Consider the following 21,812-nt stretch of genomic DNA (forward strand, 5'->3'; position numbering starts at 1 on the left):
GATAATTGTAGGTTGGGTAGAGCGTAAGCGAAACCCAACAAAGCCGCCTTGGTGTTGGGTTTCGTTCCTCAACCCAACCTACGCCTATTAAGGTTTTTAACGCTAACTGAACCGTATTGATTGATAATAGCAGGAATCCTCTTTATTGGTATTAGCGGGCAAGATGCCCGCACTATTACAGATTGTAGTATAAATGATATTTAAAGCAAATGTATTAGGTTATATCACCTATGAAAAAGCTGGTTATTTTAAAATTTGATGGCAATTTTGAATCAGGGTTTCAAGTTAATTTAGAAATCGCAAATGAAGGACAACGCGCTTATCGAACCACGACAGCTAAGTTACCGGAAAATATTACGATTCCGCAATTATTAAATAACTGGCACGAAATATATTACAGTCGCTACAGTCAATTTAGAATTAAATCTGGGGGGAGTCGTCAGGTTGATCTGGAATCTTTAAAGCAAGAATGTACGAGAGAATCTATCAACTTACTTGCTAGTTTTAATCAATGGCTGAATGCACAATCTTTTATTTCTATTGCTAATTCTCTCAAAGAATTCAATCCCCAAGATGAAATCAGAATCATAATTACGACTTCTTGTCATGAATTACGTCAGCTACCTTGGCATTTATGGGAGGTTTTAATTAATTTTCCTCTGGTAGAGGTGGCTTTAAGTTCGCCAAATGCAGAACGGAGAGAACGAGCTTATCGAGAAAAAATTATAATTTTAATTATTTTGGGTGATAGTTCAAATATTGATATTGAAGCTGATAAAAAGCTGCTACATAATTTCTGTGGTGATGATGCGGAAATTGTTTTATTACAACAACCATCACGGGAGGACTTAAATTATTATTTGCAAGATGAGATTGGTTGGGATATTTTGTTTTTCTCTGGACATTCTCGAACCCAGAACCCCACCCCCAACCCCCTCCCCGCTAGCGAGGAGGGGGCTAAGAGGATGATGGAGGGGAGGATTTATATAAATCATCACGATAGTTTGACGATGGGGGAATTGCGGGATGCTTTGCAAGTTGCTATTCAAAGACGTTTGCAAATTGCATTTTTTAATTCCTGCGATGGTTTGGGGATTGCTTATGAGTTGGAACAATTGCATATTCCCCAAGTAATTGTCATGCGGGAACCTGTACCGGATAAAGTTGCACAGGAGTTTTTGAAGTATTTTCTGCAAGAGTTTACTAGTGGGAAGTCTCTATATATATCTGTGAGAAATGCGCGGGTTGAATTACAAAAACTAGAGTCAGAATTTCCCTGTGCGAGTTGGCTTCCGGTAATTATTCAAAATCAGACGGAAACACCACCAACTTGGCAAAGTTTGGGGATAATTTCTTTTTGTCCCTATCAAGGTTTGAGTGCGTTTAAGGAAGAAAATGCTGAGTATTTTTTTGGGAGAAATAAAGCAACCGCGAGTTTAGTTACTGCTGTTAATAGTAAACCTTTGGTGGCTGTAGTTGGTGCTTCAGGTAGTGGTAAATCTTCGCTGGTGTTTGCTGGGTTAATTCCGCAATTGCGTGGGGATACTATTAATAATTGGTTGATTTTATCGTTTCGTCCCGGTAAAAATCCCTTTGCTGCTTTGGCTGTAGCGTTGGTTTCGGCGTTAAATTTACCAGACAATGAGCGACGTTTGGCTGAGTTGGAATTGGATGTCAATTTACAGCGCGATTCGACAAGTTTGGAAAGGTTTATTACCTCACCCCTAACCCGTCTCCTGGGAGGAGAGGGGAAGCGGATTTTGTTGATAGCTGACCAATTTGAGGAAATTTATACTCTGTGTACGGATGCAGAGGAACGCAAAATTTTCTTGGATGGTTTGCTACAAGCGGTTAATAATGCACCATTTTTTACTTTATTACTCACCTTACGGGCGGATTTTTTATCTAGGGCGTTGGATGATTATGAGCCTTTTGGGCGGGCTTTGCAACAGTATCAACTAGAGCCTGTGGTGCGGATGAATCGGAAGGAATTGGAAGCAGCCATTACACTCCCCGCGAAACAATTGGGTTTTGAGTTTGAGGAGGGTTTGTGTAATACCATAATTGATGATATCGAAGATGGGGATGGGCGTTTGCCGTTGTTGGAATTTACCCTGACTCAGTTGTGGAAGCAGCAATATGCGGGAAGGTTGACTCATCAAGCTTATAAGAAAATTGGCGGGGTGGAGCAAGCGCTGGCTAATTATGCAGAAATGGTTTATGCAGACTTGAGCGAGTGGGAACGGGAAACAGCGCAACGGGTGTTTATTCAGTTAGTGCAACCGGGGGAAGGTACGGAAGATACCCGCAGGTTGGCGACGAGTGAGGAAGTGGGGGGAGAGAATTGGGATTTGGCGACGAGTGAGGAAGTGGGGGGAGAGAATTGGGATTTGGTGACGCGGTTGGCTGATAAGCGGTTGGTGGTGACGAACCGGGATGAGTTGAGTCATGAGGAAACGGTGGAAGTCGTCCATGAGGCTTTGATTCGCCATTGGGGACGGTTGCGGGGATGGATGCAGGAGAACCGCAAGTTTCGCATTTGGCAACAGGGGTTGATGGTGGCGTTGCAGCAATGGGTGGAGAGTGGTAAGGATGAGGGTGCTTTGTTGCGGGGTGCGACTTTGGCTGTCGCGGAGGTTTGGTTGCAGCAACGGGGTGGGGAAGTTAGTAAACCGCAGCGATGGTTTATTGAGAAGAGTGTGGAGTTGCGGGAGAGGGAGAGGAAGCAGAAACAGAGGTTGCAGAGGAGTGTTATTGCTGGGTTGCTTTGTGCTTTGTTGGTGATTTCTGGGTTTGCTGTATTTGCTGGGTGGCAATGGCGAGAAGCAAGAACTCTAGCTATAAAGTCTCAAAATTCCGAACTAGTTTCAGGTAGTTATTTTGCAGAAAAACTTTTCGCATCAAACAATGAACTTGAAGCATTGTTAGAAATTGTCAAAATTGCTAAGAAAATTAAGTCCTCAGCAGGAATTTCAAAAGATACAATTCAACGAGTTGTAGAAACATTAACGAAAGTAGTTGGCAGTGTAAGAGAGCGTAACCGCTTACAGACTGATGCAAGTTATGCCTTTAAATTCTCTAACGCTTTTAAAGAAAAAATTACCACTCAAGAAAAAGGTAATATAGTTATTATCAATAATAATTATGGCTCTATAATTTCTTTTAGCCCTGATGGTAAAACTATAGCCGCAGTTGAGGAGCAAGGAAAAATTAAAATTTTGGGTACGAATGGGAGATATTTAGAGACAATAAAAGCTCATAATAGAGTTACAGATATTCATTTTACTCCCGATAGTAAGACCTTAGTATCTGCTAGTAATGGTGGGATAATTCAATTTTGGGGGAAAGTTGATAAAAAAATGCATTTATCAAAGAGCATAAAAATTGATATAGGTGATACGGGTACTGAAAAAAGACTTACTTTTAGTCCTAATGGGGAAAATATTATTTCTTACGATAACTCCATAATTAAACTTTGGAACCTAAATGGCAACTTAATACAAACTTTCAAGAGACAAAAAATAACAGATAAAATTAGTAATTGGAAGCAAACTATTGCATATGATGCTAATAGAAATGAACAAAAAAATGTATGGGGTATTAGTAGTAAAAAAAAGCCCAATTATCCTTACCTAAATAATGTTGATAAAGAAACAGAATATTTTATACAGGCTATGGATTGGAACACTATACCTGATAATCTTGTTAGTTTCAGTACCAATTCCAAGCAAATTGCTGTCGGAAATTACGACGGGACAATTACTTTAAGGAATCTAGACGGCACTAACTTCAGAATATTGAAAGGTCATCTTGGAAAGCTTCAAAGCGTTATATTTAGTCCCGATAGTAAAATAATTGCATCTGCTGATGATGAAGGTAAAATAAAAATTTGGAGCTATCAAGGTGAGGAAATTGCAACATTGACAGGTCATACAAAATCAATTATAGATATCTCCTTTAGTCCTGATGGTAAGATTTTAGCTTCTGCTGGTAATGATGGAACTATCCAACTTTGGAACAATCAGGGTAATCAAATATTAACATTCAAAAGTTATAGTGCTTCAATTTCAAGTATCAATTTCAGCCCAGATAGTAAGACTTTAGCTTCTGCTAGCGATAATGGAACAATTAAACTTTGGAGTTTAGACCATATTGATGGAAGTAGAAGACTTTGGAGTTCAGAGAATTTGAAAGAAATAAACCTCAAAGATGACAATCTAGCTTATTTGCTTAAAAAAGGTTGCAACTGGCTGCACGATTATCTGCAAAATAACCCCGATGTCAGCGCAGAAGATAGACGTTTGTGTGACGACATAAAACAGAAACCCGACTTCTTGAAGAAGTCGGAGTTCTAAACGCAATAGATGGGTAAATTTTCTTGATGTATGTTTGGCGATTTTTCGCGATCGCTAACGATTTGGTTCTTGTGACTAACAATGGGAGATATTTCGATAAAATCGAAGATTTAGAGATTGAACACTGGAGTCAAACGTAAAAGCGTTTAATTTTGCATTGCTCACAAAACTTGCGATCATAGCGACTATAATCATCTGGAAATGGTGCGTTGCGCTAACGCGACAACACACCCTACGACTACCTGAAAAATAACCCCGATGTCAGCGCAGAAGATAAACATTTGTGTGACAACATCAAACGTTGAGGGTAAATAAAGATGTTAATTCAATTAAAATAAAAACAAGCTTGATGTAATAAGCAAATACGCTAAAAAATTGAAAATAAAATTCATGTATAATTATAGCAAATGGTTTTTAGATAAATGCACGTCATCAGTTTTAAGGCTTTAAGAGAATATGCAGAAATTCATGCAGATAGCCGGGAAGCACTCATATATTGGTATAAAACTGCTAGCAAAGCTAAGTGGTCAAATTTAGTTGAAGTGCAAGAAGCTTTTCCAAAAGCTGAGGCAGTTGGAAATTTCACTGTCTTTAATATTAAGGGGAATAAGTACCGATTGATTGTTAACATGGATTATGGAGAAGAAATGATTTATATTAAATATATCCTAACTCACGCAGAATATGATAAGGAGTATTGGAAAAATGACCCTTACTTTTAGTATAGAAAAATATAAAGAGTTATTAGTAGCTCATGTGCCAAAACTTATAAAGACTGAAGATGAAAACGAAAAAGCTTTAGCAATTGTAGAAGAGTTAATGCACAAAGAGCGAACCCCAGAAGAAAATGAATTATATCAGTTGTTAATTACTTTAATTGAAATATTTGAAAAGGAAAAATATCATTTTAATGAGCCGACCAATATTCAATCTTTGCTTTCATTTCTTTTTGAGCAATCAGGAAAAACTATAGATGATTTACAGCAATACATAGGGTCACAACAATTAGTCAGTGATATTTTAGAAGCAAAACAGAATATAACTCCAGAGATAGCTCAAAAATTAGGTGCCTTTTTTCATGTAGAACCAACTCTATTTACAGAAATATAACTTTACTCACAACTATTAATTATTGAAGACTGGAGTCCGACGTAAAAGCGTTTAATTTTGCATTGCTCACAAAACTTGCGATCGCCGCAACTATAATCATCTGGAAACGGTGCGTTGCGCTAACACGACTACCCAACCCCAAAAAATATTTTACCAACTGCGTAATTACATTGAAAGAAATTCGTCATCTCTGATGAAAGGGTTCATCAGTAGAAGTCATCGCCAAATAAATAGATAAAGCATTTGCGATTACTCTACCTTTTGGAGACAAAAAGGATTTCTGAAATGCAAAGTAATTACATACCTGCGGGTTTATGCAAGCGTTTTTTTGCTCACTTATTTGACATAATTATTTTATATATAATTACTATTATAATCGCATTGATTTTTGCTGTAATTTACAGCTTATTTATCACAATTGACGAAATTCCTGAATATCTTGCGTATGGGTTGTTCTTTACAATTTCTTGGCTTTACTATACGCTAATGGAAAGTTCTCCAAAACAGGCAACTATTGGTAAACAATCAATGGGGATTTTTGTGACAGACTTAAATGGCGATCGACTCTCATTTAAAGCTGCAAGCTCAAGAAATTGTTCCAAAATTATCTTAAGCTTTGTTTTGGGAATTAGCTTTATCGCGATGTTTTTCACAGAAAAAAATCAAGCCTTTCATGACATAGTGTCTAGAACTTTGGTTGTACAAAAAATTAAAAATGAGAATTGAAGAATATTATCTGTTCTCAGTAATTAGATTTGTATAAAAATATACTGAAATATTACCAGCAGATTTGATAGGTGCGGTGCGAAGCTTGCGCGACGTAAGTTGTTCGCATGAAATCAAGGAATCTACTGTTTTTATCTATTGATGCTGGTGTGCGATCGTATGATATCAACGAATCTGCTGTTTTTATCTGTGGGTGCTGGTGTGCGATCGCAATATAGATTGATTTCTTCACGCTTTTTATTGTAGCCTTCACATACCCTAAAAAAACATCATATTATTCTTCAATAAAATCAAAATAAATCTTTTATCACCTGCGTAATTGCACGTAAATAAATTCGTATCTTCCTATGAAAGGGTTCAGACAATATAACTGACATCTAAAACAATACATCGACAATATTCATAGGAGATACATAATCATGAAAACATGGAAATTGGCACTGGCAATCCTCGTGTTAGGAACTTCAGTTTGTCTTCCCAAAGCACAAGCCATTAGCTTATCAAAAACCCAAACGAGTCAATCCGAATCGCCAATAATTTTAGCAGAAGCTAATACCATTTCTGGATGGAAAAATGTTTCCTCTAGTACCTGGAATTTCTCTGGTATCTTACCCGTTGAGCCAGGTGTCATGACCATGAAATTAGATAATGAATATATACTTATGGAGGCACAACTAGCAGAAACAGATGAAAGTAAATATGGGATTTTTTACGGACAGTATCGGATGGATATTAGTCTAGTTGATCCCAACGAATTATTGACTGCATTTGTCAGCGAGTTTCAAGATAAATATAAAAAAATACTGGAAACTCGCAATATCTCCTTAGGTCGTTATCCTGGTAAGGAATATACATATCAAGAGGGGCAAAAAATTACTAAAGTTAGAGTGTTTTTAGCAGGTCAACGCATATATTTACTCTTCGTTGAAAATCCTGCTGTTGGTGACGCTAGTAAATTTTTTAATGCTTTTCAAATTTTGTAGCAGCCAAAGTAATTATTTACAGCAGTTTTCATGTCTTTAAACCACAATTATGAGACCTAACCCGCTTCCCTATTAGCGTTGGAGAGAAAATCACAGCCTCTCTCTTAAAAGGAGAGAAGAATAGAAGTGAGGTATATTTGTGGTTCATTTACAGGAAGATGCTGTAAATAATTGTTCTCTTAAATATTTTTTATTCAAACTTGTAGCGCGGGCATCTTGCCCGCTTTTTTAGTAATAAAATATCTCAATATAAAAATCTAAATTGCGTAAATATACCGTTGTTTTATCGTAAACATAATCAAAGGGATTCAACCAAAGCAAATAGGCATTTACGATTATGGCATCCTCATACATTCGCAGCATCGTTTTCACCACATTAGGTCTTGGTAGCAGCTTTTTACTAAACTTCAATACACCAAGTTTCGCGCAAGCAGTAAGTCCATTACCATCACTGTCAACTACTACAAATCCTTCTACCTCTCTCCCACGAGTACAACCTAAAAAGACTAATTTACAATGGGTTTACAGCGTAGCAGACAGAGTAATTCGTGCTAATGGACTTGATGACCATCCCTGGCGCTTACAAATCACTGATGAATATAATATCAATGCCTACGCTGGTGAGTTAAATAAAATCGTAATTTACAAAGGCTTGCTAGACCAAATACATGGTGATGATGCAGCTTTAGCTTTTATTATCAGTCATGAATTAGCGCACCATACACAACGCCATTCTGCACAGCAAGAAGAAGCTGAAGCTAGTTTAAAAGCAAGATTACTCAAAGAAGCAGAAGCAGAATATAACAATTGGATTGTCCAAGAAAGAAGAAAATCGAAAACTCCCATATTACCTGCTACAAAAGATGTCATCAAACAACGAATTATTATCCAGAAAAAACAAGAATTTGAAAGAACCATACAAGCATTAAGTCGCCAGCATGAATTTCAAGCCGATGAAATTGGTTACACCTATATGATTAAGGCTGGCTATGATGTAAATGGAGGTTTTCGAGTCTTTAACCTGCTTTCGCGGTTACCTTCCGACTACACAGAAAATAGCAGCCATCCACCAACACAACAAAGAATCAATGCTTTAAAACAGGTAATGAGTAAATATTTGTGGTTCTCTTTATGGATAGATGGCTATGAGCGATTAAAAAATAATCCTCAACCATTAAAATTAGATTTATCGGAAGATGGAGTATCTTTGCGAATCAACTCCAAATTTGTTTCCCGATAGGCAATGTTGCACGAATAGGGAGAATGGTAAATTATACTCATTACCAGAGTTGTTGGGTTTAGCTTCATACCCTTCCCTACGGGACGCCAAAGGCGAACGGGATTTTGCTACAACCCAACCTATGATTCTCCTTAACTCAACTGTATTGAATCATCATCCACAAAGGCGATCGCTTTGCCAAAAAAAGGAAGCAATGACTATCAATCCTGAAGCGGATACCGCCAGAAATGAAAAAAAGCTAACTTACGCTACTTTTAATTAAAGTTACGTAATGGTAAAATTTACTTATAAGTAAAATATTATTATACTTTAACCTAAAAAGATATACTGAATAGAGTATGCTTCAAGCGAATGAATCGAGACGCGCTGGTAGTCGGGATTAATCAGTATCCTTTTCTCAAAGATACTCCAACAAGCAAAGCCAAACATCTTGTGTCTGCTGCCAACAACGCCGAAGCGATCGCCCAACGATTAGAAGAATATGGTAATTTTCGCGTGCGGCGGCTACCAGAAGCGCTTCAGGGCGAACAGCGTCAAGTCGTATCTGAGGGCTTGGTCAAGTCTGATACCTTAGAAGATGCGATCATTCAATTATTTAACCCAGTAGGCGCAAGTATTCCCGAAACAGCCCTGTTATATTTTATCGGTCATGGTTTACGTAAAAATCGCGGCGGTGTAACTGAAGGGTTTTTGGCTAGCAGTGATGTCGATCCGCGAAAAAATCAGTGGGGTGTTTCCCTGCGATGGTTGCGCGAACTGTTGCAAAAAAGCCCAGTCAAGCAGCAAATTGTTTGGCTAGATTGCTGCTACAGTGGTGAACTGTTCAATTTTGCCTCTTCAGATTTAGGGACATCACTACAAGAACAAACGCGGTTTTTTATGGCTGCATCGCGAGAATTTGAACTAGCTGAGGAAGATATTGATGGTAAGCATGGGGTATTTTCCAAAGCACTTTGGCAAGGATTAGATCCCAGACAACAGCCAGATGGTTTAGTTAACAATGACAAATTGATTGAGTATATTGCCCAAACCCTGAAGGATACTCCCCAACAGCCGATATGGTATAACCCCAACCAAGAAATTATTCTTACTGGTGAACGGGAAGATGTTCTGATCGATATCCCCGATGGAGTTTGTCCTTACAAAGGGTTACGCTTTTTTGAAGTTGCAGATGCTGATTATTTTTATGGGCGAGAACTATTAACTCAAAAGCTAATTCAAAGTATTCAGGTGGGTAAGGGAAATTTTTTAGCAGTTTTGGGGGTATCGGGGAGTGGTAAATCTTCTGTGTTGCGGGCGGGTTTGATTTACCAATTACAGCGACAGCGTCGATTACCGGGAACAGAGGAATGGAAAATTCGGATTTTTACTCCCGGAGAACAACCTTTAGTAAGTTTAGCCACGGCTTTTTTGGATGAGTCAGCCACAGATATTCAGCGTGCAGAACAGTTGAAAATAGCCGAAGATGCAATAAATGAAGGAGCAACAGGACTAGCAAGATTAATTAAAGCATCGCGATCACCCCGCACTCTACTAATTATCGATCAATTTGAAGAGATTTTTACGGTGTGCCAAAACTCAAGCGATCGCCAGCAGTTTATTGTTAGTTTATTAGGGGCGCTGCAACAGACAGCAGATAAACTCTGCCTCATATTTGCCATGCGCGATGATTTTTTAGGTAAGTGTGCGGCATATCATGAACTGGCTGATTTAATTGAAAGTAATTTAGTGATGGTAACTCCCATGTCTGTGGAAGAGTTACAGCGAGCAATTCGCGAACCAGCCGCAAAATTAGGGCGGAAGATTGAGGAGAATTTAATTAATGCTATTCTTCAGGATTTAGGAATTACAGCAGAACAATCCACACAAGAAGCCGAACCGGGAATGCTGCCTTTGTTGTCATATACTTTAGAGCAGCTTTGGCAAAGACAAACATTAAATTGGTTGAAACTAGATAGTTATCATCAATTAGGCGGAGTGCGAAAAACTCTAGAAAATTTGGCAGAACAAACTTACAAAGAATTTTCAGTTGCAGAACAAAAAATAGCAGATCTGATTTTTATTAATTTGACTCAGTTAGGGGAAGGTACACCAGATACGCGCAAGCAAGTTCCGCAGCGAGATTTGATTTCTCTGGGTACATCTGCACAGTTGGTAGAGCAAGTAATTCTAAAACTAGCAAAAGCCAAGTTAATTGTGACTAGCGAACAACGCCGAGGTGAAGAGAAACTGGCGGTAGTGGATGTAGCCCATGAAGCCTTGATTCGCCATTGGTTGAGGTTGCAGAATTTACTAGATAATAATCGAGAGGCGATTAGAACTGAGCGCAGAATTCAGGCCGCAGCCCAGGAGTGGGAAGATAAAGGTAAGCCTGTTGATTACTTGCTGACAGGGTTGAGATTGGCAGAAGCCGAGAAGTTTTTACAACAACACGTTGATATTGTACCGCTATCAGGTTTGAGTTTTGAGTTCATTGACGCGAGTCAGCAAGAACGCGATCGCCAACAACAACAAAGCGATCGCCAACGGAAACAGACTGTTATTAAACTAGTATTCAGTTTATTAATGACCGCAGGTTTTGCGCTTATGGTCAGTTTTCAATTGTGGCGTGTCTCCGAACAATTACAAGCTGAAAAATTTCAGAAAACCTTACAAACAAAAATTAGCAGAGTAGTTCCTATACCAGGCACAGAAAATTTTTTAATTAAGAAGATAGCTTTAACCAATAAAATGATTTGGCTGGCAGTATATAATAACAAAAAACAAGGGTTAGGCTTATGGCAATACAATTTAAAAACTAAAAAACTTTTAAATAAATATTTTATTAGCAGCGAAGTGAGTTCCATCTGGACAGAAGGAGAAGATATTTGGCTTGGTATCAAAGACAAAGGGATAATGCATGGTATTTATACTAATGATAGAGTAATCTTTCAAATAGTAAAAACAATTGTCAAGCCAACAACTATTTTCAGCTTAAGCAAGGACAAAAAAGGACACTTGTGGGTAGGAACCAATAATGGAATTTATAGAGAATCTTATGAAGGATGGCAACATATAACTAATATCCAATCTCTATGTAAAGATTTACCAGACTCTAAATTACATGTAGACAAAATATTAGTATATCCCAACCGCGACATTGTATGGATAGCAAGTACACAAGGCCTTATCAGTTGGAATTTAAGAAAAAAAATAGATTCAACACAGTGTTATTCTCAAGCACAGCACAAGTCTCTTTCTTCGACACAAACTGCTGACTTGACTGCTTTAGAATTTGATGAACAGTCACTTTCCCTAGCAATGGGAAGCTTTTACGGAAATATTACCATAATTACTCAGGGTATAGATACTCCAAGCACGAAAGACGATATGTTATTTAATTTGCCAAGTTTAGAGACTACGATCAAAGATATAGTTATACTTCAAAAACAGATAATATTAGCTGCAACTCAACAAAGTGACGTTTATCTACATAATATAACCAGCAAGGATTGGAATAGGATTTCTATAAAAGACGGTAAATTTAACGAAATACATTTTATGGTGTTGGGAAAAGATAAACATCTTTGGTTGGGAACTACGCAAGGAGCTTACTATTCTGAAGAGGCTTTACAGTAAAGAAATAAATCTATGCTGTAAAGTTAAATTATAGATTTATCATCAATGAATAAATTATTGTAATTTATCAATCGAAAATTTGCTTGCAAGCATATTGTATAATAAATTATATTTGAGCAAGATTGTTGAATTTTTAAATTCATATTATAAATTCTATGAATAGAATCTTATTTTCAGGAGCAATTTCACTAATCAGAAGTGAGTTAGGTATAACAGATCTAAAAGAAAAGGTTGATTATAATAAGGAAAGTGCTAACTTATTTAAAATTAGTCGAAGTCAAGAAAACTTGTTTAATGAAGATTTGCAATATCTTTTATTTGGACAAATTGATGAAAAGATAATTCCATACTCTTGGATTCAAGCTAGTTGGAATTATATAGATAAATTTCGTTGTAGCTTTGGTTTTAACCTTGCTGAGGTACTATTGTATCCTATGATTACTATTGTTGGTACTCCAGATATACCCGTACCTGTAACTAAAGAACAAGAAAACACTATTAAGAAATCTTTAGAATCTCTACCCGAATTCACAATTGAGAGATTATGGATAAAATCGCCAGAAGAACTAGCTGTTCTTTTGGATAATCGTGTAATACAGAATGAACGGTTTGAAGGAGGTGATGTGGGGCCTCATGCACCTGTTTAGAATGAAGCTTAGTGAAAATTTTCAAGATAATCTGCTAATATATACTCTTACTTTTCGTCCGTTAAACTACTCAAACTCCGGCTAGCAACATCTGCACTCAATCCCCAAAGTATCAATTCTAAATAATCAGAAAAGGGGTTAGCACCAAAAGTTAACCCCTTTTCTACATATAAAGCGCGGATTCCTACTAACGATAATCCTATTAATAAAGTTAAAGATAATAGCGGTCGCACCACCCACAATGTTGCTTCTGCTCGCAATTCATTAGATACTCCTGCTGTCACTATCAAAAGTCGTCGCCACCATGCAAACTTAGCTGCGGGAATTTTCTGCACCTTTGTAGCACTTTCAGCAGAATTCTTAGCTATCGCTGCTTCATTTGCAGCTGCTGTTAAAGTAGGATCGGGTTGTTGGTTTGCTCCCATCATAACTTGACTGAGTTTGATCAGACTATTCTTTATTTGTTCTAAAAGTTCTTGAGCTTGATCGTCTTTCTCAAATTTAATCGACTTGCGAGCCTCATTAATTTTGGCTAATATTCCATTCTCACCACCGACATCAGGGTCTTGTTCCATACCTGCTAACTGCTGTTCGATTTTTCTGAGGCTATCTAAGCAGTTCTTTCGTTCTTTAATTTTAACTAAATCTGCATTCGCGGTTTCTAAATCCATTTGCTTAACAGAACTGCGGACTTTTGTAACCATTGGATTGAGAATTTCTTGGTCTTTTTGGTCAGCCTGATTAATTGTGTTTTCTACTTTGTAGACTTCCGCCAAAGCATCGGATTGGGGAATGCCTTTTTCTTGCATATACTTAAACAACCGACCTAAAATAATACCCAGGATTAAAATTAAAATTGGCATAGCTGGGCCAGTTCGCATACTTAAATCTATGGGAATTGATAGTCTTCCTTCTCGACCTTCCATTGTTAAGTAAACTGCGCCAGTATATCTATCGGGGGGAATTTGCGATCGCACCCACTTCAAAGGCACACTAATAATTTTATTAGCAGCTAAAGTTTGGGGACTTGGGGGTGCTTCTACTTCAGCGTTAGTAATTTGATAGTTAGTTTGTCTTCCTTGTAAAATTACTTCAGCACTGGTGAGGGATATAGTTGCCTGATTAGGGTTATCTAAATAAATTAGCCGTTGTTGTTGAAATGCGCTGTCTGGAAGCAACAGATGCGCTAAACCACAATCCCAACTGCATCGGACTAATTGCAATTGCACTTGTTCGGAATCTTTGACAGGTACTAAGGCGGGTCTAGCTTTGGCTTTTACTGTGACAGGAACTATTAACGCCTCAGACCGCTTTTGACTGGGTAACAGTATTTCAATTTGTCCTTGATAAGTTCCTGGTAGTTTGACACCATTAACTTTCACTTGAAAATCTTTTGGTAAACCTGCTTCTAGCTTGCGTTCCCCAATTAACTCTACCTGCTGGCGACCAATGATTTCATCGCCTTCAGTTCGCTTTAAGTCTGAGGGGAGCAATGTCCAATTGGTGATATTTTCGCCAGAGGCTGTTAAGCGAATGTTGCTAATTAAAGCATTTTCTTCCCCCAGCCAACCTTTAATTTCTAAAGGCTTGTCTAAAGCATCAACTTCTATTTTGCGATTAGTTTGAGCCACAGCCGGTGCAGGACAAATGAGTAAAATCAACAGTGCAGCAGTAATCCAGCGTTTCATGATTGGGTGAAGCAGTTAATTATGGGTAATTGCACGAGCTAAGGCAATCTCGTAAGGAGCATACAATGAATACAATAAACCCAAAGGATTGAAGTTCTGCTGAAGCATTTCTCGACGTACCGCCAGCATGGCTTTTCCTAAAGGTTCGCCACGAAATACCCGCTTCAGTAAGGTAAAGGCGTAAAGTTCTGCAAATAATTCTGGTACGGGACATTCTGTACCAATTACACCACTAGCACCAGCTGCACGAAAGTCATCAATTAAGCTAATGTAACTTTCTGGGCTATAATCCCCAGTAGCGCAACCGTTGAGTAAAACTAAAGGGCGATGCTGCCAGTTGACTCCACAGGCTTCGATAAAATTACTATAGATTTTGTCATCGCTCAGTTGTAAGTAAGGTAAATTTTCGATTTCATCTATACCGCCGTGACAATAAAAATAGACAATATCTAAATGAGAACTGTAGCTTGTCCAAATATTTTCCAGTTCGATGATTTCTTGAGCTATCAGCATTTCCACTGAACCGAGTTGTTTTATTTTAGGCAAGTGGTTTTGCCAAAAGCGAAAATCTCGCCAGACGTTGAAATTAATATACAAAGGTTGATTATTAGCAATTTGCCAGACTAGGCTAGGTGTTTGCAAACCTTCGTTACTTGTCCAAGCTGGAAGTTGCTCGATCGCGTAGCGGTAGCCCCAAAAAGCATGGGGACAAACAACTTTATAATTATCTTTCAAAGGGCAACCAGTACAGTCTACGTCACGATGGGGAAATTCTTCGCATACGTGAAGTTGCTTGACTGGAGGCATGATTTTGCGTTCATATAGTAACCCCCAAGGAATTGTCGCCTTTCCCAATCCTAAAATTGGGTTAATTGGGTTAATTTGAATAACGCTATCAGGTTTTAAGGCGGCGCGTAATTTTTCCCCTTGATCATCACCTAAAGTTAGGCTTTTATTCTCAGGGATAAGTAAGCGATATAGATATCTTCCTGCATCAGCTAACTGCGGTAGCCAAGCATTCAACAGCGTCATGTCACCTTGGGTTTTAAATTGATAACCCTCTTTTGTCGCCGCCATTGAGTGCAATTTTTGCCGCACTCTGGCGATCGCATTTCCTAATCCAGATTGTAAATTTGTACTATAAGATACTAATTCTTGATTGCCCTGTGTTCTGTCCAGAAAGCGCAGATCAGTGCTACCATCTCGTGTATCAACTTGTACATCTACAGTTAAGAATCGCTCAGGAAGCAGTGCTAGCTTGTCATGAGTCAGCAAGTCAGTGGTAGTAAAGGTAATGGTAGCAGTTTGAGGTGGGCGCAGTGACTCCGGAATTGCTGTACCTGCTACGGGGATGATGAGGACTGCAAGTTGCTTTGACTCGAGCAGATATCCGCGATATAACAAGTCCACCTGAATGTAGCCCCGACTTTCAAATAAGTTAGGTTTAACGGTGAACTGGACAATATCCGATGCACCGATGCGGGGTAGGGTTAGCTTTTTGACTGTTGTATCAATGTTAAAGTCCTTAGAAGCCACCGCTAAATCTAGAGGTAGGGATTCCGAGTCATTCCACACCTGAGCCAAGGCTTGATCTGGAAATGGAGTCGGCTCACTCTCTATTCCTTTTCGTTCTGGGCTGATGTCTACAAGCAATAAATAAGTCTGTCCGTGAATTAAGGGTTCGCTGGGTGGAACTGTTGTGCGCTCATCAGGATTAGCAAAGTAAGTATTAAAGTAACGATAGTTTTCTACATAGTCGGAGATTTCTTGTATAAAAGGTAGCTGCTTAACAGTGTGGTCTTGGTTGGAAAGACGCAGGATGGAACTGGTAAGGCTAATTACCGGATTTGGTTGATTGTTGGGTTCACCTTTGATTTGACCGTCAAAGGTGGTAATTTCTTTTGTCTCTCCGAATAGTTCTTTCTCTAAGTAAGCTAGGCTTGGTAACAATTCTCTAGGGATTCGACCGTCTAAAGCGTCTAATTTGACTTTTCCTGCTTCAAAAAGCTGATGTAAAGTAGAATTTGCCTGAATTATAGTAATTAATTCTGGTTCAATAAACTCCCAGTAATCAGGATCGAGAGCTAGTTGCTGTCCTACATCCTGCAGAAGTGCTTGTTCATCTTCGCTCAAAGGAATTTCCAGTTTTTTCAGCGCCAGTAACAGAGCTAGTAGAGTTTTGGTAACGGAAGAATTCATTGAAGTAGGTTGCTTGTAATACTTTATACGGTTAAAATTCTTAGCTATGAGAAGAGAAGCACTTATAGTTGGTATCAACCAATATCCTTTTTTAAAGGATACACCGACAAGTGAAGCCAAGCATCTGACTACCCCAGCAACGGATGCGGAAGCGATCGCGCTCACAACCATACAACCATCAGTATTTTCTACAGTATACTTAAGCGTGTCACCTATAAAGTTGACATAAATTAAAGGTTGAGTCGATGGTGGAATTAGACCCCAGCACTATCAATAAATTTGTAGAAATCCTCAGACCATTTGTAGAGTCTGAGAAACAACGCCAATCTTTCCTAATCGCCGCCCTGGGTAACGATGCACCTGCGTTGCAACACATTAGTTGGGGTGGTTCTGTAGCAACTTTTATACCCCATATGTTGAGTAAGCTAGCAGATTTTGCTGGTAGAGAAGCACTTTGCGCGGTATTGGAATATGCGCGATCGCAAATGAGTGTCCATGAAAATGTTCAGCAACGTATTGATAAACTTATTCATCAACTTAATTTACCAGCTTCTACAACCAACGATGTTGATGGGCTTGTGCAAAAAGTAAGGAAAGGTCTATATGATAAAATCCCAAACTTGCATGGAACCATACAATTATTAGATATCGCCCATCCAGTAGAAATTGACCGTCTTTATGTTGATGTCAATATTCTTGAGGAACCCTGTAGCTACTCTCGTTTAGAAATTGGTGAGTTGTTACGGGGTCGTGACCAAAGAGAAGATTTTAATCGTTTTGGTTTATCCAAAGTGCGCGAGCGAGTCACGGGACTTCAAGCGGTAAAGAAATACGCAAAATTAATGATATTAGGAAAACCGGGATCGGGAAAAACTACCTTTTTGCAGCACGTTGCTATTGAATGTAATCAAGGCTATTTACTAGCTAACCACATACCAATTTTAATTCTGCTTAGAGATTTTGTCAGACAAGCTAAAAAAGTCAGTAATTTTAGTTTAGACTTTCATATAATTTCCTACTTGCAGGAAGTTGCTTCTCAACAAGAAGTGATAACACTACTTTCAGCAGGTAAGTTTTTATTGCTACTGGATGGACTTGACGAAGTTCCGGCAGAAAACATTGATGAAGTAGTAGATGAGATTGAGTCTCTTCTAAAAAAATACGAACAAAACAACTTTATTATTACCTGTCGAGTTCAAGCGCAAAAATACAGATTAAATCCTTTTAGCTATGTTGAAGTTGCTGATTTTAATTCAGAACAGATAGTAAATTTTATTCACAAATGGTTTGCGGCTAATTCTCGGAATGGATTACAAGAGGCTGAAACAAAATCATCAAGGTTGATAGAGCTATTTAACTCGCCAGAAAATCTAAAAATTAAAGAATTAGCAGTTACTCCAATTTTGCTAAGTTTAACTTGTAGAGTATTTGATGACAAAGGTAAATTTTACTCGAAACAATCTGAACTTTATGAACAAGGATTAGCAATACTACTTTCAAAGTGGGATAATTCAAGGAGAATTAAGCGTTATTCAGTCTACAAGAATCTATCTATTGAACAGAAGCGGAAACTCCTAAGTTATTTAGCTGTTCGTAAATTCAAACAAGAGCAATATATGTTGTTTGAACAAGATGAAATTCTGAGTTACATAGCTGAGTATCTTAATATTTCTCTAGAAGATAGTCAAACAGTACTTGAGTCAATAGAAGCACAGCATGGTTTAATAGTAGAACGGGCACAGAGAATTTACTCTTTTTCTCACTTAACATTTCAAGAATATTTTGCAGCCAAGTGGTTTTGCGATCAACCTGACTGGCAAATCTTAGTCAAACATATCTCTGAATTACGTTATAGAGAAGTTTTTATTCTCGCAACTGAGATATCTATTAATCGTGAGCAATTACTGGAATTAATGAAGCAAGAAATTGATAACAATTTAGGTGCAGATAAATACATTCAAACTTTTCTTGACCGCGTTAACGAAAAAGCTAAGTCTGTTAATGTACCATATCATTATACAAAAGTTAGAGCTTTTTATTTTGAGATCAATCGGAATAATATACTTGATATTAAACTAACTTTAAATATTTTACCAAACCAAAATTTTGATTTTGATATTAATTCATTAATGAATCTTGAATATGCGTTTGATTGTATGCTAGATTATGAACTTTCTTTGCTTCTATACAATGCCTACTGGATAGTTGCTACTCCACCATATCAAAACTTTTATGACTACTTGGAGGGCAATAAATTATTTCTTCAAGTATATGAAACACTAACTAATTATCCATTAGAAGATAATTTTAAAAGAGACCTAGAAAACATTAAAAGTTTACTACCAGAATTTTCTGTCAAAAGTAGTGAAATATTTATAAATTGGGCAGTAAAAGAAGGTCAAGCCTGGGCTGATAAGCTTAGAGCATTGATAGTCAATTACCGTAATATTAGACATAATCTAAACTTTTTTTCTGAGGATCATTGGCGATTACTAGACCACTACTATAATGCAAATCAGTTACTGGTTATATGCCTCAATAGCAGTAGTGAAGTATCTCATGAAGTCAAAAAGCAAATTGTGGATACATTACTGTTACCCATCACCGAAATCGAAAAGCGCAAACGTGAAAAATGAACTTTACTAATCATCTTATACCTGAATTGCTGGATGTAGATTTGCACTCGTCAACAATCGACGTAGATTAACAACACCATACCATTCAAACGAAAGGTTCAACCGTTGCTCGTCCATAAAATTTTTGCTCTAAACTAAAAGGTTATTAGCTCGTTTCATAGGATACAGTAACAGTGACTGTCCAGCTATCCACATCTGACTTTCAACGTCTAACGCGCATAGTCCAGAATTTACCAGACTTTGCTAACGTGCGCGATCGCCGTCGTTTAGTCGCAGGTGCATTACAAGGTGTAGCCCAAGCAGATATTATCCTGGCGCGGTTAGATTTGGATGGTGCGCCGATGGGTGTTTCTGTGGAAGTGGTGCGATTTTTAGCTCAATTTGGACGAGTCGCTTACGATAAAGAAGCCCTCGCTGTCTTCCTCAACTATATTCAGCCTTACACTGGGGATGAAGATAAAGACTTTATCGTAGAACTCTTTCAGAACTACCCGCTTGATGTTCCAGTCAGTCCTAGCCGTGGAATTGGCAACTGGAAGGGAATGGATAGTACCGCTGATATCAAAGAAAAGATTATTGGGGAAAATACATTACGCGATATCTACATTTTAAACTTGGCTCTGGAAGCCTCCAAAGCTGTAGTGCGTATTGCTACTCCTAAAGGTGCGGGTACAGGGTTTATGATTGCACCCGATTTACTAATGACGAACAATCACGTTATCAACAGCCAGGAAGTAGGGGAAAAAAGTAATTTTAGCTTCAACTATCAACTGGATATCAACGGTAAAGAATGCCCAACACAGACTATTGGGGCTTTATCTGGAGGTGCTTTTTACACTAACGAAGAACTGGACTATACAGTAATAACCCTGAAAGAAGTACCCGACTTCGGCAAACCCTTAATCTTCAAAAGTAAATTAATGCGGCGAGATGACCGCGTAGCAATTATTCAGCATCCAGGTGGGCATTTGAAGAAAATCTCCATACAGAATAACTTTGTTGCTTACGCCGATAATCAAGTATTGCAATATACTACTAGTACAGAACCAGGTTCATCGGGGTCGCCTGTTTTCGATAATGATTTTCAGGTGGTTGGTATTCACCATAGCGGTGGTATGTTAGTAGAACCAAATACCCAACAAAGGTATTTACGTAATGCAGGAACAAGTGCGATCGCATTATTAAATGACCTGAAAAACAACGCACCAGAAATTTATGCAAGATTACAGAGATAATTTAGATGGCAGAACTCAGTGGGCAAATCATTCAAGAATTATTGCTTGTCCTTAGACCCTTTATGTGGGATAAGCAACAACGTCGATCTTATCTTTTCATTGCTTTAGGGACTAATGCAACCGTTTTCAACCATATGGTATGGGATACACCTGTAGATGTATTCATTCCCCAAATGGTAAACGAACTGATATTATCTGGAGAAATTGCCCCTGGAAAGCCTGCAATTTGTGCATTATTAGAAGTTATTCGTGAAAATGTAGGTGTAGACAAACAGCTAGAGATTGATAATTTACAGCAAAAGATTATAAAAGAACTGACAAAAAAAGAAAGGTCAAGTTCAGTTCAAACTGACAAACATAGCAGATCCAAGCAAATGAGCTTCATTACTGAACTGCGAACCCGTTTGATTAGTGACAAACAAGTTTATGACTTATCTCGAAACGAAGAGTTTGCAGAGTTTAACTTTATAGGCTTGAAGGAAACTCCCCTATCAGTAGATTTAGTGGCTTTTACCAAAGCTGATGGCTTCACCGAAAAGCAGATTGTGGATCTACGCGATCGGTTTTTCAACATTACGCAAATTGTATCTTATGATTTTGGTTTAAAACCTGGCCCAAGAATGCCAAATGGTCTTTTGGGTTTGGTGTTTGAAGATGAATGTCCTCGTTCTTTAATAGAGTTTATTAAAAAGCAGACAAAAATCTCCCACTGGGAAAGAAGCGCTGTCCTTGTTTCTTGGGTAATTGATGTCAAATATAAGCAAATCCATACCCATAACAATCCAGTTTCATTACTTCCCCCTGTAGTGATTATGGAAGATTCGGTATTTCCCGGATTAGAATATTTAAAATCTTTTATATATACCTATCGTTCTCCATCTATTCATTTAGATAACGATACAAAAGCAAGTAGTCAGAATTTTGTTAGATTAGAATCAAGATTAGAAGAAATCTATAAAATTATCAAAACTATGCCAGAGCAACAGTCTAAATATAACTTTCCCAACGCCAAAAGAGTGCAAATTTTTGAGCAAGTTGATACTTACATTGAGAATAACAATATTAATGAGCAAGATATCAAGCAATCATTAGAATATTTGAGACAATTGATCGAAAAATTGCAACAGCAGTATCCTCACGCCAGCGAGGAGCAAGCTGCTGCTATCATTGATGCTGAGTTTAAAGAAATCCAGCGTACTCAACCCCAAAGATGGCAGAAGATATGGAGCCTCAAACGCCTATGGAACGGTGTGAAGAAAGGTTCTCTAAAAGTAGGTGAGCATTTTGCGGAAGAAACACCTTGGGGGAAAGCAATCATTGGCTTCCTTGAAGGTATTACAGATGAGACAGAGTAGTAAGCAAATTGAACATTACT

General features: G+C 38.1%; 16 protein-coding genes. 13 read left to right on the forward strand and 3 right to left on the reverse strand.

What is annotated here, in order from left to right:
• Positions 1-230 precede the first annotated feature (230 nt).
• From H6G08_RS19655 to H6G08_RS19670, 4 genes are all read left to right on the forward strand, one after another.
• Positions 231-4,355, forward strand: coding sequence for an nSTAND1 domain-containing NTPase (locus H6G08_RS19655; RefSeq protein ID WP_190545941.1), 4,125 nt, complete (start codon positions 231-233; stop codon positions 4,353-4,355).
• 422 nt (positions 4,356-4,777) lie between these two features.
• Positions 4,778-5,077: a type II toxin-antitoxin system HigB family toxin gene (locus tag H6G08_RS19660; RefSeq protein WP_190545943.1), complete on the forward strand. Its 300-nt coding sequence runs from the start codon at positions 4,778-4,780 to the stop codon at positions 5,075-5,077.
• Positions 5,061-5,465, forward strand: a complete 405-nt coding sequence (locus H6G08_RS19665) for a helix-turn-helix domain-containing protein (protein ID WP_190545945.1) — start codon at positions 5,061-5,063, stop codon at positions 5,463-5,465. The genes H6G08_RS19660 and H6G08_RS19665 overlap by 17 nt, the downstream gene beginning before the upstream one ends.
• Positions 5,466-5,750: 285 nt before the next feature.
• A complete protein-coding gene (locus H6G08_RS19670) occupies positions 5,751-6,191 on the forward strand; it encodes an RDD family protein (RefSeq protein ID WP_190545947.1) in 441 nt (146 codons plus the stop codon).
• A 52-nt stretch (positions 6,192-6,243) separates the two neighbouring features.
• On the opposite strand, the gene H6G08_RS19675 is transcribed toward H6G08_RS19670, so the two are convergent.
• The gene (locus tag H6G08_RS19675; protein ID WP_190545949.1) at positions 6,244-6,423 is read right to left on the reverse strand and encodes a hypothetical protein; all 180 of its coding nucleotides are present in this window, start codon (positions 6,421-6,423) and stop codon (positions 6,244-6,246) included.
• A 187-nt stretch (positions 6,424-6,610) separates the two neighbouring features.
• Here H6G08_RS19675 and H6G08_RS19680 point away from each other — a divergent pair, with 187 nt between their 5' ends.
• From H6G08_RS19680 to H6G08_RS19700, 5 genes are all read left to right on the forward strand, one after another.
• Entirely contained in the window at positions 6,611-7,174 is a 564-nt protein-coding gene (locus H6G08_RS19680; RefSeq protein WP_190545951.1) for a hypothetical protein, read from the forward strand.
• Positions 7,175-7,511: 337 nt separating this feature from the next.
• Positions 7,512-8,414, forward strand: a complete 903-nt coding sequence (locus tag H6G08_RS19685) for a M48 family metallopeptidase (protein WP_190545953.1) — start codon at positions 7,512-7,514, stop codon at positions 8,412-8,414.
• 52 nt (positions 8,415-8,466) lie between these two features.
• Positions 8,467-8,676 carry a hypothetical protein gene (locus H6G08_RS19690; RefSeq protein WP_190555622.1) on the forward strand — a complete coding sequence of 70 codons (210 nt, stop codon included), beginning with the start codon at positions 8,467-8,469 and terminating at the stop codon, positions 8,674-8,676.
• An 89-nt stretch (positions 8,677-8,765) separates the two neighbouring features.
• Positions 8,766-12,032 (forward strand): nSTAND1 domain-containing NTPase, encoded by a 3,267-nt coding sequence (locus tag H6G08_RS19695; protein WP_190545957.1) that lies wholly within the window; start codon positions 8,766-8,768, stop codon positions 12,030-12,032.
• A gap of 155 nt (positions 12,033-12,187) precedes the next feature.
• Positions 12,188-12,679 carry a hypothetical protein gene (locus tag H6G08_RS19700; protein WP_190545959.1) on the forward strand — a complete coding sequence of 164 codons (492 nt, stop codon included), beginning with the start codon at positions 12,188-12,190 and terminating at the stop codon, positions 12,677-12,679.
• Positions 12,680-12,726: 47 nt separating this feature from the next.
• Here H6G08_RS19700 and H6G08_RS19705 read toward each other — a convergent pair whose 3' ends face one another.
• A complete protein-coding gene (locus H6G08_RS19705; protein ID WP_190545961.1) occupies positions 12,727-14,367 on the reverse strand; it encodes a hypothetical protein in 1,641 nt (546 codons plus the stop codon).
• A gap of 15 nt (positions 14,368-14,382) precedes the next feature.
• Positions 14,383-16,566 (reverse strand): CHAT domain-containing protein, encoded by a 2,184-nt coding sequence (locus tag H6G08_RS19710; RefSeq protein ID WP_190545964.1) that lies wholly within the window; start codon positions 16,564-16,566, stop codon positions 14,383-14,385.
• A 46-nt stretch (positions 16,567-16,612) separates the two neighbouring features.
• On the opposite strand from H6G08_RS19710, the gene H6G08_RS19715 reads away from it, so the two are divergent.
• The 4 genes from H6G08_RS19715 (at position 16,613) to H6G08_RS19730 (ending at position 21,792) form a co-directional block, all read left to right on the forward strand.
• Positions 16,613-16,795 (forward strand): hypothetical protein, encoded by a 183-nt coding sequence (locus H6G08_RS19715; RefSeq protein ID WP_190545965.1) that lies wholly within the window; start codon positions 16,613-16,615, stop codon positions 16,793-16,795.
• A 16-nt stretch (positions 16,796-16,811) separates the two neighbouring features.
• Positions 16,812-19,202: an NACHT C-terminal helical domain 2-containing protein gene (locus H6G08_RS19720; RefSeq protein WP_190545967.1), complete on the forward strand. Its 2,391-nt coding sequence runs from the start codon at positions 16,812-16,814 to the stop codon at positions 19,200-19,202.
• Between the two features lie 173 nt (positions 19,203-19,375).
• Entirely contained in the window at positions 19,376-20,437 is a 1,062-nt protein-coding gene (locus H6G08_RS38535; protein WP_190545969.1) for a trypsin-like peptidase domain-containing protein, read from the forward strand.
• Positions 20,438-20,442: 5 nt separating this feature from the next.
• The gene (locus H6G08_RS19730; protein WP_190545971.1) at positions 20,443-21,792 is read left to right on the forward strand and encodes a hypothetical protein; all 1,350 of its coding nucleotides are present in this window, start codon (positions 20,443-20,445) and stop codon (positions 21,790-21,792) included.
• Positions 21,793-21,812 lie beyond the last annotated feature (20 nt).

Source organism: Calothrix anomala FACHB-343, assembly GCF_014696435.1.
In the GTDB taxonomy this organism is placed as follows: domain Bacteria; phylum Cyanobacteriota; class Cyanobacteriia; order Cyanobacteriales; family Nostocaceae; genus Aulosira; species Aulosira anomala_A.

Bases quoted from the DNA above. Each gene is read 5' to 3' on its own strand.
- H6G08_RS19655 (WP_190545941.1), top strand. From the start codon at position 231: ATGAAAAAGCTGGTTATTTTAAAATTTGATGGCAATTTTGAATCAGGG.
- H6G08_RS19660 (WP_190545943.1), top strand. From the start codon at position 4,778: ATGCACGTCATCAGTTTTAAGGCTTTAAGAGAATATGCAGAAATTCAT.
- H6G08_RS19665 (WP_190545945.1), top strand. From the start codon at position 5,061: ATGACCCTTACTTTTAGTATAGAAAAATATAAAGAGTTATTAGTAGCT.
- H6G08_RS19670 (WP_190545947.1), top strand. From the start codon at position 5,751: ATGCAAAGTAATTACATACCTGCGGGTTTATGCAAGCGTTTTTTTGCT.
- H6G08_RS19680 (WP_190545951.1), top strand. From the start codon at position 6,611: ATGAAAACATGGAAATTGGCACTGGCAATCCTCGTGTTAGGAACTTCA.
- H6G08_RS19685 (WP_190545953.1), top strand. From the start codon at position 7,512: ATGGCATCCTCATACATTCGCAGCATCGTTTTCACCACATTAGGTCTT.
- H6G08_RS19695 (WP_190545957.1), top strand. From the start codon at position 8,766: ATGAATCGAGACGCGCTGGTAGTCGGGATTAATCAGTATCCTTTTCTC.
- H6G08_RS19700 (WP_190545959.1), top strand. From the start codon at position 12,188: ATGAATAGAATCTTATTTTCAGGAGCAATTTCACTAATCAGAAGTGAG.
- H6G08_RS19705 (WP_190545961.1), bottom strand. From the start codon at position 14,367: ATGAAACGCTGGATTACTGCTGCACTGTTGATTTTACTCATTTGTCCT.
- H6G08_RS19710 (WP_190545964.1), bottom strand. From the start codon at position 16,566: ATGAATTCTTCCGTTACCAAAACTCTACTAGCTCTGTTACTGGCGCTG.
- H6G08_RS19715 (WP_190545965.1), top strand. From the start codon at position 16,613: ATGAGAAGAGAAGCACTTATAGTTGGTATCAACCAATATCCTTTTTTA.
- H6G08_RS19720 (WP_190545967.1), top strand. From the start codon at position 16,812: ATGGTGGAATTAGACCCCAGCACTATCAATAAATTTGTAGAAATCCTC.
- H6G08_RS19730 (WP_190545971.1), top strand. From the start codon at position 20,443: ATGGCAGAACTCAGTGGGCAAATCATTCAAGAATTATTGCTTGTCCTT.